Here is a 14,736-nt window from a genome sequence, read left to right as displayed (position 1 = left end):
TTTTCGCGCAGCTCGCCAGACCCGCACGCCCAACGGAGACGGGGTTTGACGTTGCCCCTGAGGGGCGATCGAGGAGCGAGCCGAGTGAGGAACGAGCGAGTGAGCGACGAATCTCTCGCCCCGAGGGGGTACCGACAAACCCCGTCCATCCATCGCGTGCGGCTCGTCGACCATCCCGAACTGGTCAGTAACCTACGGGTCCGTAGGTTATGGTGTTGACTATGGGTGCCCGCGAACCCCTGACGGAGACGCTTGCCGAGTCGGCGGCGCAATTCGTGCAGCAGCTCAAGCCGAAACTGCGCGGCTGGCTGCACCTGGTGGCCTTCCCGCTAACGGTGGTCGCGGGCATCGTGCTCGTCGCCCTCGCGCCTGCTGGTCGCGGACGAGTCGCGTGCGCGGTCTTCGCCGCCACCGCGGCCATCCTGTTCGGCACCAGTGCGCTCTATCACCGGGGCCACTGGTCGCCAGCACGCGAGAAGCTCTTAAAGCGCATCGACCACTCGAACATCTTCTTGATCATCGCCGGCAGCTACACGCCGTTCGCGGTGCTCCTGCTGCCCCACGAACAGGCCAAGGTCTTGCTCGCAATCGTCTGGTCTGGAGCACTGCTGGGCGTGGCGTTCCGAGTCTTCTGGGTCGGGGCGCCGCGCTGGCTGTACACCCCGGCATATATCGCCCTGGGGTGGACCGCCGTGTTCTACCTGCCCGACTTTGCGGTTCGCGGCGGGGCGGCGGTGTTGACGCTGGTGATCGTCGGGGGAGTGCTTTATACCCTTGGCGGCATCGTCTACGGGATCAAGCGCCCCAACCCGCTCCCGCGCTGGTTCGGGTTCCACGAGGTCTTCCACGCCCTGACGGTGGCCGCGTTCACGGTGCACCTGATCGGGGTCTTCCTCGCGGCATACAGCCCGGCGGCCCGCGGCGCCTGAGTTCGTCGAGGCCTTACGGAGCGAGGCGCTCGGCCGCTAGGCAGTGTCACGAAAGTATGTGGATGGGGTCCCCGCGAAGTGTCGAAGTGAGGTACGAGCGGAGAACTTCGTGGGGTGTCCTAGCATTGGCCAACGGTCACTGAGGTGCGGCATCGGGGCCAACCCCGTTATGGCCGGGAAAGCAGGGATGTCCATGCGTCGGATCTCGCCTTACCGAGGGATTGCCCTAGCCCTCCTCAGCGCCTGCTCCCTCCTTCTGGCGTATCCCGCTCCCGCCGCCGCCGTCACGCCCCTCACTTTCTCCTCGACACCGTCACTCGCCGAAGGCGACCAGGATGACGACGGGATACCCGACGACCAGGATGCGTGCCCAACGGAGGCGGGGACCGCGGCATATGACGGTTGCCCGGCTCCAGACAGCGACGGGGACGGCTTCGCCGACGATGTCGACCAGTGCCCCTATGACTGGGGTAGTGCCGACTACAACGGGTGCCCCATCCCTGATAGCGATGGTGATGGCGTCACGGATGATCTCGATCAGTGCCCCTCGGATCCCGGGGAGTACACCAACAATGGCTGTCCTTATTGGCCGGACCCAGACACCGACGGCGACGGGCTGAGCGACCCCTCCGACGCGTGCCCCGCTGACTGGGGTCCATTGGAGAATGGCGGGTGTCCGTGGCCGGACAGTGACGGCGACGGGGTCTTCGACAACGACGATGTCTGCCCGTGGACGTATGGCGATCCCGCCAACTATGGCTGCCCGGCGAGCCCTGCCGACTCGGACAGCGATGGCGTCGACGATGCGAGTGACCACTGCGTTTATGAGCCGGGCACGATGGCCAACAACGGCTGCCCGGAGCCTGTCGCAGTTCCGGCGCCGACCTTCGCGGACAAGTGCGGCACCGCCAACGATGGCGTGGTCATCCCGTCCGCAGTCGGGGTCGACTATGCCGTCAACGGGGTGGCAACGAGTCCCGGAACAGTTACTGCGTCCGGGAGCGTCAGCGTCAGTGCTGTGGCGGCTTTTGGCTACACCCTCGCAGCAGAGACCACCGCCTGGAGCAAGACCTTCACGGCCACCCCGTGCCCACGTGTCGGTAACGTCTCGGTGACCTCGCCGGCCAAGGATCGGGTCAAGATCGTCAACCGCGAAGCCAAGGCGATGACACTCGTTTTCGGCACGCGCTCGGTTCCGGTCCCCGCTAACTCCAGCCGGACGATCACCGTGGTGGCTCCCCGGATCACGTGGACGGCCGTATGGGGGTTTGCCCCCCGCCTGCTCCCGCGCACCGGGGCGCTCGTGGTCACGTAGGCCAGGAGCAACGCAATAAGGTCAGACGTTCGGTCACTTCCGGGTGACCAAACGTCTGACCTTATTGGCTTGGGTGGCCGGTGTCAGTCCTCGCCGAGGTATGCCTTGCGGACCTCGTCGGAGGTGAGCAACTCGCGGCCCGTGCCCGTCAGGACGATCTTGCCGACCTCCAGGACGTAGCCGTGGTTGGCCAGCCGTAGCGCGGCCTGCGCGTTCTGCTCCACCAGCAGGATGGTGGTGCCCTGCTCCTGAAGCGTCTTGATGGTCGACATGATCCGCTTCATCATCAGCGGCGACAGACCCATTGAGGGTTCGTCGAGCATCAGCAACTGCGGGCGGCTCATCATGGCGCGGCCCATGGCCAGCATTTGCTGCTCGCCACCGGAGAAGGTGCCCGCGGGCTGCTTCGAGCGCTCCCCGAGGATCGGGAAGAGGTCGTATGCCGCCTGCAGGTCCTTGCCGATCTCGCCGTCACTGCGCGTGAACGCACCGAGGAGCAGGTTCTCCTCGACCGTCATTTGCGGGAAGATCCGTCGTCCCTCGGGGGAGTGGGCCAGACCGAGCGTCACGATCTCGTGGGCCGGGGTCTGGTCGATCCGCTGGCCCTTGAAGGTGATCGACCCCTTTGTGGGGCGCAGCAGGCCCGAGATGGTGCGCAGCGTCGTCGTCTTGCCCGCCCCATTCGTGCCGATCAACGAGACGACCTCGCCCTGCCCGACCGTGAAGGAGATGCCCTTGACGGCCTTGATCTTGCCGTAGCTGACTTCGAGGTCCTTGACCTCCAGCATGTCGCTCATGCGTCGTCCTCGTCGTCTTCCAGTTCGCTACCCCCGATGTAGGCCTCGATGACTCGGGGATCGGATTGCACTTCACCCGGCGTGCCCCAGATGAGGGCCTCGCCGCGCACGAGACAGAGCACGCGGTCGCAGAGCTGGAAGATGAAGCGCATGTCGTGCTCGATGACCACGACGGCCAGCCCCATGTCTCGGATCTTGAAGATCAGGTCCATGGCCTGCTGGGTTTCCTGCGGGTTCATGCCGGCCGTGGGCTCGTCCAGGAGGATGAGCTTGGGGTCCGTCGCGAGCGCCCGCGCGATCTCCAGGCGACGCTGATCGCCATACGGCATATTGCGTGCGAGCAGCTCGGCGGACTTGCCGAGCCCGACGAAGTCCAGCAGTTCGGCGGCGCGAGCGCGGGACTCGGCTTCCTCGCGGCGGTACTTCGGGCCGTGCAGGACCGAGGTGATCGCGCCCGAGGTGGTGCGGCAGTAGCGGCCGACCATGACGTTCTCGAGCGCCGTCATGTTGCCGAAGAGCCGGATGTTCTGGAACGTCCGGGCCATGCCGGCCTTCACGACCGCCCGCGGTTTGGGCGGCAAAACCTCCCCGTAGAACCGGACGGTGCCGGAGGTCGGCTTGTACATGCCGGTGAGACAGTTGAAGAAGGTCGTCTTGCCGGCACCGTTCGGGCCGATCAGGCCGACGATTTCGCCCTCGTGGACGTCGAAGTCGACATTGTTGACGGCCACGAGGCCACCGAAGCGCATGACGACCTTCTCAGCGTCAAGCACCTTGGCGCCCCGCTGCGGGCGGGGCCGCCCGTCCTGGACGTCGGTCTCGATGACGGTCATCGTGCTGCCTCCGCGGCCTTCTCGACGAGATGATCTTGTTGGATTTCGCTCGCTAACGCCTCGTCATCCTCGTGGAACTCGAGCTGACGGCGCTTGCTGGCGATGAGGCCTTCCGGACGCACGCGCATCATGACGACGAGGAGCAGACCAAAGAGGAGGAGGCGGTACTCGGAGAAGAACCGCAGCTTCTCGGGGAGCAACTTCAGGATCGTGGCGCCGACCAAGACGCCCGCGACGGTCCCCATACCACCGAGAACGACGGCGGATAGGAGGAAGGCGGACTCGAGGAAGATGTACTGATCCGGCGAGGACGCGGTGTCCTGGTGCGCCTTGATCGTGCCGGCGAGGCCGGCCAGGAAGGCACCGACCGCGAAGCCGAGCAGCTTCAGCGCGAAGGTGTTAACACCCATCGCCTCGGCGGCCCGCTCGTCCTCTCGGATGGCGACCCAACCACGACCGATGCGGCTGTTGTTGAGCCGGGTGAACACCAAGATGATGAACCCGATCAGCAGGAGCAGCACGAAGTAGTAGTTGCTGAAGCGGCCCAGGGTGAAGCCGGCGATCTCGTGCGGCTTGCCGAAGTCGAAGCCGAACAGATTCAGGTCGGGGATGCCGGGGATGCCGTTGGGGCCGTTGGTCAGGTCCGGGCCGTTGTTGCCGTCGAGGTTGAACATCGACAACCGGAAGATCTCTCCGAAAGCAAGCGTCACGATGGCCAGGTAGTCACCGGAGACCCGCAGGGTCGGGGACCCGATGATGAGACCGAGCGTGGCCGCGACGCAGGCGCCGATGAGCATGACGACCACGAACGGCGGCTTCCAGCCGATGGTCGCCGAGGCCGCATTCGACATCATGGCCGCGACATAGGCGCCGGAGCCGAGGAAGGCGATATAGCCGAGGTCGAGCAGACCGGCCAAGCCGACGACGATGTTGAGGCCGATGGCGGTCGCGGCGAAGATCAGCACCTGCGTGGCGATCGACATATTGGCGTCGGACCCGTCCTGCGTGAACGGGAACAAGAAGGCCACCGCGAAGGCCGCGAGCGTCAACACATGACGGTGCCGCTGCGATATGTGGCTCAGCCAGGTGAAGAACCCGGCTCGCGCCAATGCCATCGCGGCGCCGCCGGCCATGATCAGGAAGCCGACGAACACCCACGGGTCATCCTGACCGAGCACATAGGCCAGGCCGAAGAGCACGAGAGCCATCAGGACCACGATCACGACGATTTCCAGCGTCGAGTTGGCCTTTGCCTTCGCGAAACTGTGCAGGGTTCGCTGCGGCACGAAGCGGCCACCCACGAGAAGCAGAATCGCACCGAGCAGGGCGACCCAGCCGCCGGGGTTGATATTGATCAGACCGCCGGCCTGGTAGGAGATGGCAAAGAGCCCGAACAAGATGACCAGCAGGCTGGCGGTCCCCAGGGCGCGCAGGCCGAGGGCGGCATCGAACCAGTTGCCGAGCTTGCTCAGCGGACCTTGGTGCATCAGCGCCAACACGATGCCGATGACGCCGAGGATCATGGCGAAGAGCTGGAAGGTGGCCGGCCAGAAGGCGATCGAGATGTCGCCAAGGATGCTCGGGTCGTAGCTCCACGAGAGCAGGCCGGAAACAAGGAGCAGCACCGAGCCGGCGAGCGCCAGGGGCCAGCCCTTGCTGGCGTGCTGCGCGCGCGTGGCGTCGGGGATGGTGGGGATGACGAAGTTCATGCGCGGTCGACCACCTTCGCACCGAGGAGGCCTTGCGGCCGGAACACCAGCACGATGATGAGCAGCGCGAACGCCCAGACGTCCTTCCAGGACGAGCCACCGAACTGGCCGAACGGATCGGGCAGCATGCCGGTGTACTGCGTGATCATCGCCTCGGCCATCCCGAGGACGAGACCGCCGATGACGGCGCCCTGGATGTTGCCGATGCCGCCGAGCACGGCGGCGGTGAACGCCTTCAGACCGGCGATGAAGCCCATCTTGAAGTTGATATTGGTGATCTGCAGACCCTGGGCCACACCCGCGATGCCGGCGAGCGCGGCACCGACCGCGAAGGCGGCGACGATGATCCGGTCGACGTTGATGCCCATGAGGCGGGCGGTGTCAGGGTCTTGGGAGACGGCCTGCATACCGCGGCCGGTCTTGGTCTTGTTGATGAAGTACCACAGGCCCAGCGCCGAGAGCGCCATCATGGCGATCGTGAAGACCGCGGCCCGCTGGATCTGCACGCCGGCCAGCGGGCTGAACGCCTTGCCGGTCACGACGTCGATCTGCGGGAACGGAATTTTGGCCTTGGCCGATGGGAAGTTGGTGCCCGGGATCTTGTCGAAGAACAGGCGGATGAATTCCTGGAGGAAGACCGAGATGCCGATGGCGGTGATCAGCGGGGCCAACCGTGGCGCATTGCGCAATGGTCGATAGGCCACGCGTTCCATCGCGACCGCGGTGCCCACGGCGGCGACCATGGCGCCGATGATCATGATCGGCAAGATCCACAGCGCCGTCTGACCTTGGAAAAGCAGGAGATAAGTCGCCAGGGCTCCGAACGCGCCGATCATGAAGACTTCGCCGTGCGCGAAGTTGATCAACTGGACGATGCCATAGACCACGGTGTAGCCGACGGCGATCAACGCGTAGAGGGAGCCCAGCGTCAGCCCATTGATGAGCTGCTGCAGGAAGGTCTCCACGTAGGGGTTGCTCCTTAACTTCTCGGGCCCGAAGCGGGGGAAACGTCGGGGTCAGGCGGCCATGCTGGGAGAAAGCTAGCGAAACAACGCGCCGGTGGGGAACAGGCTCACTGTCACCCCACCGACGCGTCGATTCACGGCTGGTTCACCGCGCAGAAGCGGCTTACTTGAATTCGTCCGTCTTCTCGGCCTTCCAGGCACCACCGGTGACCTTGTAGACCGTGAGGACCTTGGTCGTGGTGTCGCCGAACTCATCGAAGGCGACCTTGCCGGTGACGCCGTCGAAGCTGACCTTGCCGAGGTCAGTGACGGTGTTGGGGCGGGCGGCCTCAACGCTGGCAGCGTCCTTCAGGGACACCTTGAGGGCGTTGATGATGGCGTTGGCCGCGTCGTAGGCGTAACCGCCATAAGCAGCCGACGGGTCGGAGTAGCCGGCCGTCTTGTACTGGTCGAGGAAGGTCTTGCCCGCGGCAGTGCTGTCCGTGGGGGCGCCGACCGACGTCGCCATGTCGCCCTCGGAGGTGGAGCCGGCGAGCTCGATGAACTTGCCGTCGAAGAGACCGTCACCACCCATGAGCGGGACGTCGAGGCCCTGGCTCTTCATCTGCTGCGAGAGCGGGCCACCCTGGGGGTACTCGCCGCCGTAGTAGACCGCCTCGGGCGCCTTCGGCTTGATGGCCGAGACGACGGCGTCGTACTTGTCCTCGTCGGGGTTGATGGTCTCCGCCGCGACGATGGTGCCACCGAGGTTCTTGAACTCGGCGGTGAACGCCTCGACCAGACCCTGGCCGTAAGCCTTCTTGTCGTGGACGGTCGCGACCTCCTTGATGCCCGAGTTGAAGAGGTAGCGTGCCGCGAACGGGCCCTGGATGGCGTCCGTGGTGCAGGTGCGGAAGTAGGTCGGGAACGGACGCTTCGGGTTCGCGGCGTCCTCACCCTTGGTCAGGGACACGCCGGTGTTGGCCGGGGAGACCTGGACGATGTTGGCAGACGCCAGGACCGGCTGGACCTGCAGGGCGACCGAGGAGTTCAGGGTGCCGACGACACCGATGACCTCCTTGTCACCCGCGAGCTTGGTGGCGGCGTTCTTGCCGACGTCGGCAGTGGCCTGGTCGTCCTCAGCGGCAAGCTCAAGCTTCCAGCCGGGGATCGCGTTGGCTTCGTTGGCCTGCTTGATGGCCAGGTCGACCGAGTTCTTGATGCCGAGGCCGAGCGCGGCAAGGTCACCGGAGAGCGGCGCGATGACGCCGATCTTGGCCACCTTGGCGCTGCTGTTGCCGCCGGCCGTCGAGCTGTTGTCGCTGCCACCGCGGGAGCCACAGGCCGAGAGGGCGAGTGAGGCCGCGAGCAAGGTAGCGCCGACAGAGACTACAGAGCGCTTGGGCACGAGTGTTTCCTCCTGTAAAACGTGCCGACGGCATACCTTCCGTCGGACTCGGCATTTAGCCGGAGCATGCGCACAGTAACCTGTCTCCGCAGAAGCGCAACACGCCTCGCCGGGGACGTGTCCCTCTCGTTATCCCCGGTTGCCTGCGTCGTCTGCCCAGCTGCGCAGTGCATGATGCGTATGGCCGTGCCGCCGCACCGCCGTGAACTCACCCTGGAGAGGCCCGCCATGACTGCCCCAGAGCCCATCTCGTCCGCGTCCGCCGCACCCGAGTCGACCCGCCGTCGCGCGCTGGCCATCGGCGGTGTGGGTGCCGCGGCGCTCACCACGACGGCCTGCGGAAGTGAGGGTGCCACGATCACGACAACCAGCGCCGGAGCCGGCAGCGGGACGACGGGATCGTCAACGGGTGCGGCGGCCGGGACGAGCGTCGCCAAGGCCGATGTCCCCGAGGGCGGCGGCGTGATCATGAAGGACGCCAAGATCGTGGTCACCCAGCCCGCCGCCGGCGACTTCAAGGCGTTCTCGGCCGTCTGCACGCACCAAGGCTGCGTCGTCTCCGCCGTCACGGACACCATCGACTGCGCCTGCCACAACAGCAAGTTCGCCCTCGCGGACGGCGCGGTCGTCTCGGGTCCGGCAACGTCGCCACTGCCGGCCAAGACGGTCACCGCCGACGGCGACAACCTGGTGGTCAGCTGACCTCGCGTCAAGTGGGTGGTGTGTTCGCGTCGGGTGTCGGGGGCTCCCCATACAGTGTCGTGAATGGCTGATCCGTCGACCTATCGCCCCGCCCCGGGATCGATCCCGACCGACCCCGGGGTCTATCGCTTCCGCGATGCCGGCGGGCGAGTCATCTATGTCGGCAAGGCCAAGTCGCTGCGCCCGCGGTTGTCGAGCTACTTCCAAGATATCTATGCCCTGCACCCGCGCACGGCTCGGATGGTGCGCACCGGCGCCTCGGTCGAGTGGACCGTGGTCGCCAACGAGGTCGAGGCGCTGCAACTCGAATACTCCTGGATCAAGGAGTTCGACCCGCGCTTCAACGTCAAGTATCGCGACGACAAGTCCTACCCCTATCTCGCCGTCACGATGGGGGAGGACTACCCGCGCGCTCAGGTGATGCGGGGGGCGAAGACGCCGGGCACGCGCTACTTCGGGCCCTATGCGCACGCCTGGGCGATCCGCGAGACCCTCGATCAGTTGCTGCGGGTGTTCCCCCTCCGGACCTGCAGCAATGGTGTCTTCAAACGTGCCGGCCAGGTGGGCCGGCCCTGCCTGCTCGGCTATATCGACAAGTGCTCGGCACCGTGTGTGGGGCGCATCGACGAGGCCGGGCATCGGGAGATCGCCGAGGACTTCTGCGACTTCATGGCGGGCAATACCTCGCGCTTCGTCAAGGATCTGACACTGCAGATGCGCGCGGCGGCCGCCGACCTGGACTTCGAGACCGCTGCCCGCCGTCGGGACGACATCGAGGCGATGACCAAAGCCTTGGAGCGCTCGGCCATTGTGTTGGGCGACGCTACCGACGCCGACGTCTTCGCCATCGCCGACGACGAATTGGAGATGGCCGTCCAGGTCTTCCACGTGCGCGGTGGGCGCGTGCGGGGCCAACGCGGCTGGGTTGCCGAGAAGGATGCCGCCGACGTCCCGACGTTGATGGAGCACCTCCTGCTGCAGGTCTACGGCGGGGAGTCCGGGGACGGCATCCCCCGAGAAATCCTGGTCCCGGTCTTGCCGAGCGATCCCGAGGCGATGAGCGACCTGCTCGCCTCCGCCCGCGGCGCGAAGGTTGAGGTCCGCATCCCGCAGCGCGGCGACAAGCGCACCTTGATGGACACCGTCCGGCGCAATGCCGAGCAGTCCTTGGCCCGGCACAAGGTCGCCCGGGCCGGTGATCTGACCGCCCGCGCGCAGGCGTTGGAGGAGTTGGCGCAATATCTCGCCCTCGATCAGGCGCCCCTGCGGATCGAGTGCTTCGACGTCAGCCACGTCCAGGGGACCAATGTCGTCGCCTCGATGGTCGTCTTTGAGGACGGCCTGGCGCGCAAGTCCGAGTACCGCCGGTTCATCGTCGGCCGGGACAGCGAGCAGCCGGTCGACGACACGGCCGCCATGCGCGAGGTCCTGACCCGGCGTTTTCGGCGCTATCTCACCGAGCGGCATGAGGTCGGCGACGACGGCCGCGCCAAGAAGTTCGCCTATCCACCCAATCTCGTCGTGGTCGACGGCGGACTCCCGCAGGTCAACGTGGCGGTGCGGGTCCTGGAGGAATTGGGCGTCGTCGACGTGGCGGTCGTCGGCCTGGCCAAGCGACTCGAAGAGGTGTGGCTTCCCGGCGACGACCACCCGGCGATCCTGCCCCGCGGCAGCGACGGGCTCTACCTGCTCCAGCGGGTCCGCGACGAGGCACACCGCTTCGCCATCACTTTCCACCGCGAGCGGCGTAGCAAGGCGATGACGGTGAGCGGGCTGGACGGCATACCCGGGCTGGGGCCGGCGCGTCAGGAGGCGCTGCGTCGTCACTTCGGCTCGGTTAAGAAGATCCGCGCCGCTACTGCCGCCGAACTCACCGAGGTCTCGGGCATCGGCCCTGCTCTCGCGGAGGTGATCGTCGCCCGACTCAGCGGCGCCGACACGACTCCGGCCGTCAACGTCACCACCGGCGAAGTCCTCGACTGAGCGCGCCGTCGCGACGCCGACTTCGGCGTGTCCCGGGCTGGCGACGGGAGCCAGGGGCGCGGCATACGTGTTGAATGTCCGTATGAGTGAGACGGGTGGCCCCGCCGCGCAGCCTCCTCGCGCCGGCGACGAGTTCATGATCGTGACCGGCATGAGTGGAGCCGGCCGCACGACCGTCGCCGACGTCATGGAGGACGACGGTTGGTATGTCGTGGACAACCTCCCGCCGCGCCTCATCCTTGATCTCGTGGGACTCGCGCGCGAGGCCCGCGCGGCCAGCAAAACCGGTCGGCCCACCCGGGTGGCGGCGGTCGTGGACGTGCGCGCCCGCGGATTCCAAGTCTCCCTCAGCGAGGCCGTGGCCGAGTTGGTCAGTCAAGGGTGGGAACCCAACATCCTGTTCCTCGACGCGACCGACGAGACGCTGGTGCGCCGGTTCGAGAGTGTGCGGCGACCCCACCCCCTGCAAGGTGACGGCCGGCTGCTGGACGGCATCCACGCCGAGCGCGAACTCCTTGAGGATCTGCGCGGGATCGCCAGCGTCGTCATCGACACCTCCGGCCTCAATGTGCACCAGCTGACCCGCAAGGTCACCCCGCTGGTCAGCCAATCCAATACGGCGCGACTGCGGTTGGCGGTGTTGTCGTTCGGCTTCAAGTACGGCGTTCCGCTCGATGCCGACTTCGTCTTCGACCTGCGCTTCCTGCCGAACCCGTTCTGGATCCCGGAGTTGCGCAATCTCACGGGGCTGGACTCCGCGGTGGCCGATTTCGTTGCGGCGCAGCCCGGTGCGACGCAGTTCGTCGAGCAGGCGGCAACCATGCTGAGCACCGTCGCGGAGGGCTACCTGCGCGAGGGCCGCCGCTATGCGACGGTCGCCGTGGGCTGCACGGGTGGCAAGCACCGCTCCGTGGCGATCGCGAAGCGGCTCGCCGATGCCCTGACGATCGAGGACGCCGCCACCTTCACCCTGCACCGCGACCTGGGGCGCGAATGAGCTCGCCGAAGGTCGTCGCCCTCGGCGGCGGCCACGGTCTCGCCGCGTCGCTGTCGGCGCTGCGCCTCGTCTGTGACGACATCACCGCCGTTGTGACTGTCGCCGACGACGGGGGTTCGAGCGGCCGCCTTCGGCAGGAGTTCGGGGTCCTTCCTCCCGGAGACCTCCGGATGGCGCTCGCCGCACTCTGTGACGACACTCCCTGGGGACATCAGTGGCGCGACGTCCTCCAGCACCGTTTCTCCGGGACCGGACCGCTTGCGGGGCACGCCCTCGGCAACCTCCTGATCGTCGCGCTCTGGGATCTCGATCCCGACGCCGTGTCCGGCCTCGACCTGGTCGGTCAGTTGCTCAACGCGCGGGGCCGGGTGTTGCCGATGGCGTCGGTGCCGCTCGACATCGTCGCCTCGGTGGCTCTGGATGACGCGCACCCCGAGCGACTGAGCAAGGTCGTGGGCCAGCACGAGGTCGCGACCACCGGTGGCGTCATTCGCACGATCGGATTGGAGCCGGCCGAGCCGCCGTGCGGGGAGCGCACCCTGGCCGCGATTCACGCCGCCGATGTCGTCGTGCTCGGCCCCGGGTCATGGTTCACCTCGGTCCTGCCCCACCTCCTCGTCCCAGACCTGCGGGCGGCGCTCAAGGAGACTCGGGCGACGCGCGTGCTCACCTTGAACCTCGAACTCCACACCGAAGAAACCCGCGGGCTCACGGCCGTCGGCCACATCCAATCCTTGACGCGCCACGCACCCGACATCACGCTCGACGTCGTCCTGGCCGATCCGTCGGCCGTCGATGACGTGGAGGCGCTGTCCGCGGCCGCGTCGGCGGTGGGAGCCCGGCTCGTCGTCGCGCCGGTGGCCGGGCGACACCCGGGGCAACACGACACGCTGCGGCTCGCCGCGGCATACCGGGACATCATTTTGGACTGAGCCCGCGGCCACGCCGCGAGGGCCCGTCGGGGCATCCGCTTTTGTCATGAGCGCGTCCGGGGGATGCGAGGATTGGCGGATGGCAATGACCCCCTCCGTGAAAGACGAGTTGAGTCGGCTTGAGGTCACCAAGACCTGCTGCCGCAAGGCCGAGGTGGCTGCGCTACTGCGCTTCGCCGGTGGTTTGCACATCGTCGGTGGGCGCATCGTTGTCGAGGCCGAGGTCGACCAGGCCAATATCGCCCGCCGGCTCCGCCGCGAGATCGCGACCCTTTATGGCCACCAAAGCGAGGTCATGGTCGTGGCGGCCGGAGGGCTTCGCAAGGGGAGTCGGTATGTCGTGCGCGTCGTCGACGGCGGCGAGACGTTAGCGCGACAAACCGGCCTGATCGACCAGCGCGGTCGTCCCGTCCGCGGGTTGCCGGCCAAGGTCGTCGGGGGCTCTATGTGCGATGCCGTCGCCGCCTGGCGCGGTGCCTTCCTCGCCCACGGCTCGCTCACCGAACCGGGTCGCTCATCGGCGCTCGAAGTGACCTGCCCCGGACCCGAGGCGGCGCTGGCGCTCGTGGGGGCCGCACGGCGCCTGGAGATCCCGGCTAAGGCCCGCGAAGTGCGCGGCGTCGATCGTGTCGTCATCCGCGACGGCGACGCGATCGGGGCCATGCTGACGCGGATGGGCGCCGAGGACGGCCGGCTCGCGTGGGAGGAGCGCCGGATGCGGCGCGAGGTCCGCGCGACGGCCAACCGACTGGCCAACTTCGATGACGCCAACCTGCGCCGGTCCGCCCGCGCCGCCGTGGCCGCGGGGGCGCGCGTTCAGCGGGCCATGGAGATTCTCGGCGACGAGGTCCCCGATCACCTGCGCTCCGCCGGCGAGCTCCGCCTGGCGCACAAACAGGCTTCCCTGGAGGAACTCGGTCAGCTCGCGGACCCGCCGATGACCAAGGACGCGGTCGCCGGGCGCATCCGCCGACTGCTCGGGATGGCCGACCGTCGCGCCGCCGAACTCGGCATACCTGACACCGAGACCTCCATCTCGGCGGACCTGCTCGACAGTTGAGCGGGTTCTGTCCGAAGCGTGGTCGCAACGCGCCCACGAGCCGGACGGCAATAGGCTGGAACCGGCTTCGGCACCGCAACGTCGCGGCGCCATCCCCCTTAAGAATCGGAAGGCATTCAACATGACTGTTCGTGTTGGCATCAACGGCTTCGGCCGGATCGGCCGCAACTTCTTCCGCGCCGTTCAGGCGTCGGGCGCCGACATCGAGATCGTCGCCGCCAACGACCTGATGGACAACAAGTCCATCGCGCACCTGCTCAAGTACGACTCGGTTCTCGGCGTTCTCAAGGACGACGTCTCGGCCACCGAGGACTCCATCACCGTCGGCGACAAGACGATCCGCGTCTTCGCCGAGAAGGACCCGGCCGCGATCGCCTGGGGCGAGGTCGGGGCCGACATCGTCATCGAGTCCACCGGTCACTTCGTGGACGCCACCAAGGCCAAGGGCCACCTCGACGGCGGCGCCAAGAAGGTCATCATCTCCGCGCCTGCCAAGAACGAAGACGCCACCTTCGTGATGGGCGTCAACGACCAGGACTACGACCCGTCGGTCCACCACGTCGTCTCCAACGCCTCCTGCACGACCAACTGCCTCGCGCCGATGGCCAAGCCCCTCAACGACGAGCTCGGCATCGTCAAGGGCCTCATGACCACGATCCACGCCTACACCCAGGACCAGAACCTCCTGGACGGCCCGCACAAGGACCTGCGTCGCGCCCGCGCCGCCGCCCTGTCGATCATCCCGACCTCCACCGGCGCCGCGAAGGCCATCGGCCTGGTGCTGCCGGACCTCAAGGGCAAGCTCGACGGCTACGCCCTACGCGTTCCGACGCCGACCGGCTCGGCCACCGACCTCACCTTCGAGGCCGGTCGCGAGACGACCGTCGAGGAAGTCAACGCCATCATCAAGGCGGCGGCCGAGGGTCCGCTCAAGGGCTACCTGAAGTACACCGAGGACCCGATCGTCTCCGCCGACATCGTGACCGACCCGCACTCCTGCATCTTCGACGCGGGTTTGACCAAGGTCATCGGCAACCAGGTCAAGGTCGTCGGCTGGTACGACAACGAGTGGGGCTACTCCAACCGCCTCGCCGACCTCGTCCTGCTCATGGGCAAGACGCTCTGAG

The 14,736-nt window shown here is 67.0% G+C and carries 13 protein-coding genes; 8 read left to right on the top strand and 5 right to left on the bottom strand.

The features are described from left to right. Positions 1-221: 221 nt before the first annotated feature. Both trhA and BN13_RS12160 read left to right on the top strand, forming a co-directional pair. Positions 222-929: a PAQR family membrane homeostasis protein TrhA gene (trhA, locus tag BN13_RS12165; protein WP_048547217.1), complete on the top strand. Its 708-nt coding sequence runs from the start codon at positions 222-224 to the stop codon at positions 927-929. A 193-nt stretch (positions 930-1,122) separates the two neighbouring features. Then, the gene (locus tag BN13_RS12160) at positions 1,123-2,244 is read left to right on the top strand and encodes a thrombospondin type 3 repeat-containing protein (RefSeq protein WP_048547214.1); all 1,122 of its coding nucleotides are present in this window, start codon (positions 1,123-1,125) and stop codon (positions 2,242-2,244) included. 83 nt (positions 2,245-2,327) lie between these two features. Here the strand turns inward: BN13_RS12160 and BN13_RS12155 are convergent, their stop codons facing one another. From BN13_RS12155 to BN13_RS12135, 5 genes are all read right to left on the bottom strand, one after another. Further along, complete coding sequence (locus BN13_RS12155; RefSeq protein WP_268806986.1) at positions 2,328-3,032, bottom strand: ABC transporter ATP-binding protein; 705 nt, start codon at positions 3,030-3,032, stop codon at positions 2,328-2,330. A gap of 5 nt (positions 3,033-3,037) precedes the next feature. Continuing rightward, positions 3,038-3,874 (bottom strand): ABC transporter ATP-binding protein, encoded by an 837-nt coding sequence (locus tag BN13_RS12150; protein WP_048547210.1) that lies wholly within the window; start codon positions 3,872-3,874, stop codon positions 3,038-3,040. Then, positions 3,871-5,583: a branched-chain amino acid ABC transporter permease gene (locus BN13_RS12145; RefSeq protein WP_048547208.1), complete on the bottom strand. Its 1,713-nt coding sequence runs from the start codon at positions 5,581-5,583 to the stop codon at positions 3,871-3,873. The genes BN13_RS12150 and BN13_RS12145 overlap by 4 nt, the downstream gene beginning before the upstream one ends. After that, positions 5,580-6,548, bottom strand: a complete 969-nt coding sequence (locus BN13_RS12140) for a branched-chain amino acid ABC transporter permease (RefSeq protein WP_048547206.1) — start codon at positions 6,546-6,548, stop codon at positions 5,580-5,582. The genes BN13_RS12145 and BN13_RS12140 overlap by 4 nt, the downstream gene beginning before the upstream one ends. Before the next feature lie 163 nt (positions 6,549-6,711). Beyond that, on the bottom strand, positions 6,712-7,935 hold the full coding sequence (locus BN13_RS12135; RefSeq protein WP_048547204.1) for a branched-chain amino acid ABC transporter substrate-binding protein: 1,224 nt from the start codon (positions 7,933-7,935) through the stop codon (positions 6,712-6,714). A 228-nt stretch (positions 7,936-8,163) separates the two neighbouring features. Here BN13_RS12135 and BN13_RS12130 point away from each other — a divergent pair, with 228 nt between their 5' ends. From BN13_RS12130 to gap, 6 genes are all read left to right on the top strand, one after another. Beyond that, positions 8,164-8,637 carry a Rieske (2Fe-2S) protein gene (locus tag BN13_RS12130; RefSeq protein WP_048549127.1) on the top strand — a complete coding sequence of 158 codons (474 nt, stop codon included), beginning with the start codon at positions 8,164-8,166 and terminating at the stop codon, positions 8,635-8,637. Between the two features lie 63 nt (positions 8,638-8,700). Continuing rightward, positions 8,701-10,620 (top strand): excinuclease ABC subunit UvrC, encoded by a 1,920-nt coding sequence (uvrC, locus tag BN13_RS12125; protein ID WP_048547202.1) that lies wholly within the window; start codon positions 8,701-8,703, stop codon positions 10,618-10,620. An 82-nt stretch (positions 10,621-10,702) separates the two neighbouring features. Continuing rightward, complete coding sequence (rapZ, locus tag BN13_RS12120) at positions 10,703-11,617, top strand: RNase adapter RapZ (protein ID WP_048547200.1); 915 nt, start codon at positions 10,703-10,705, stop codon at positions 11,615-11,617. Next, complete coding sequence (locus BN13_RS12115; RefSeq protein ID WP_048547197.1) at positions 11,614-12,549, top strand: gluconeogenesis factor YvcK family protein; 936 nt, start codon at positions 11,614-11,616, stop codon at positions 12,547-12,549. The genes rapZ and BN13_RS12115 overlap by 4 nt, the downstream gene beginning before the upstream one ends. A gap of 79 nt (positions 12,550-12,628) precedes the next feature. Further along, on the top strand, positions 12,629-13,609 hold the full coding sequence (gene whiA, locus BN13_RS12110) for a DNA-binding protein WhiA (protein ID WP_048547195.1): 981 nt from the start codon (positions 12,629-12,631) through the stop codon (positions 13,607-13,609). A gap of 121 nt (positions 13,610-13,730) precedes the next feature. Further along, the gene (gap, locus tag BN13_RS12105; RefSeq protein ID WP_048547192.1) at positions 13,731-14,735 is read left to right on the top strand and encodes a type I glyceraldehyde-3-phosphate dehydrogenase; all 1,005 of its coding nucleotides are present in this window, start codon (positions 13,731-13,733) and stop codon (positions 14,733-14,735) included. The last annotated feature ends 1 nt before the right edge of the window (position 14,736 follow it).

The organism is Nostocoides jenkinsii Ben 74 (assembly GCF_001046875.1).
Taxonomy (GTDB): domain Bacteria; phylum Actinomycetota; class Actinomycetes; order Actinomycetales; family Dermatophilaceae; genus Nostocoides_A; species Nostocoides_A jenkinsii.
This window is presented reverse-complemented; position numbering and strand designations above follow the sequence as displayed.

Excerpts from the sequence above, each read along its gene's own strand:
- trhA (WP_048547217.1), top strand. The coding sequence starts at position 222 with ATGGGTGCCCGCGAACCCCTGACGGAGACGCTTGCCGAGTCGGCGGCG.
- BN13_RS12160 (WP_048547214.1), top strand. The coding sequence starts at position 1,123 with ATGCGTCGGATCTCGCCTTACCGAGGGATTGCCCTAGCCCTCCTCAGC.
- BN13_RS12155 (WP_268806986.1), bottom strand. The coding sequence starts at position 3,032 with ATGCTGGAGGTCAAGGACCTCGAAGTCAGCTACGGCAAGATCAAGGCC.
- BN13_RS12150 (WP_048547210.1), bottom strand. The coding sequence starts at position 3,874 with ATGACCGTCATCGAGACCGACGTCCAGGACGGGCGGCCCCGCCCGCAG.
- BN13_RS12145 (WP_048547208.1), bottom strand. The coding sequence starts at position 5,583 with ATGAACTTCGTCATCCCCACCATCCCCGACGCCACGCGCGCGCAGCAC.
- BN13_RS12130 (WP_048549127.1), top strand. The coding sequence starts at position 8,164 with ATGACTGCCCCAGAGCCCATCTCGTCCGCGTCCGCCGCACCCGAGTCG.
- uvrC (WP_048547202.1), top strand. The coding sequence starts at position 8,701 with ATGGCTGATCCGTCGACCTATCGCCCCGCCCCGGGATCGATCCCGACC.
- rapZ (WP_048547200.1), top strand. The coding sequence starts at position 10,703 with ATGAGTGAGACGGGTGGCCCCGCCGCGCAGCCTCCTCGCGCCGGCGAC.
- BN13_RS12115 (WP_048547197.1), top strand. The coding sequence starts at position 11,614 with ATGAGCTCGCCGAAGGTCGTCGCCCTCGGCGGCGGCCACGGTCTCGCC.
- whiA (WP_048547195.1), top strand. The coding sequence starts at position 12,629 with ATGGCAATGACCCCCTCCGTGAAAGACGAGTTGAGTCGGCTTGAGGTC.
- gap (WP_048547192.1), top strand. The coding sequence starts at position 13,731 with ATGACTGTTCGTGTTGGCATCAACGGCTTCGGCCGGATCGGCCGCAAC.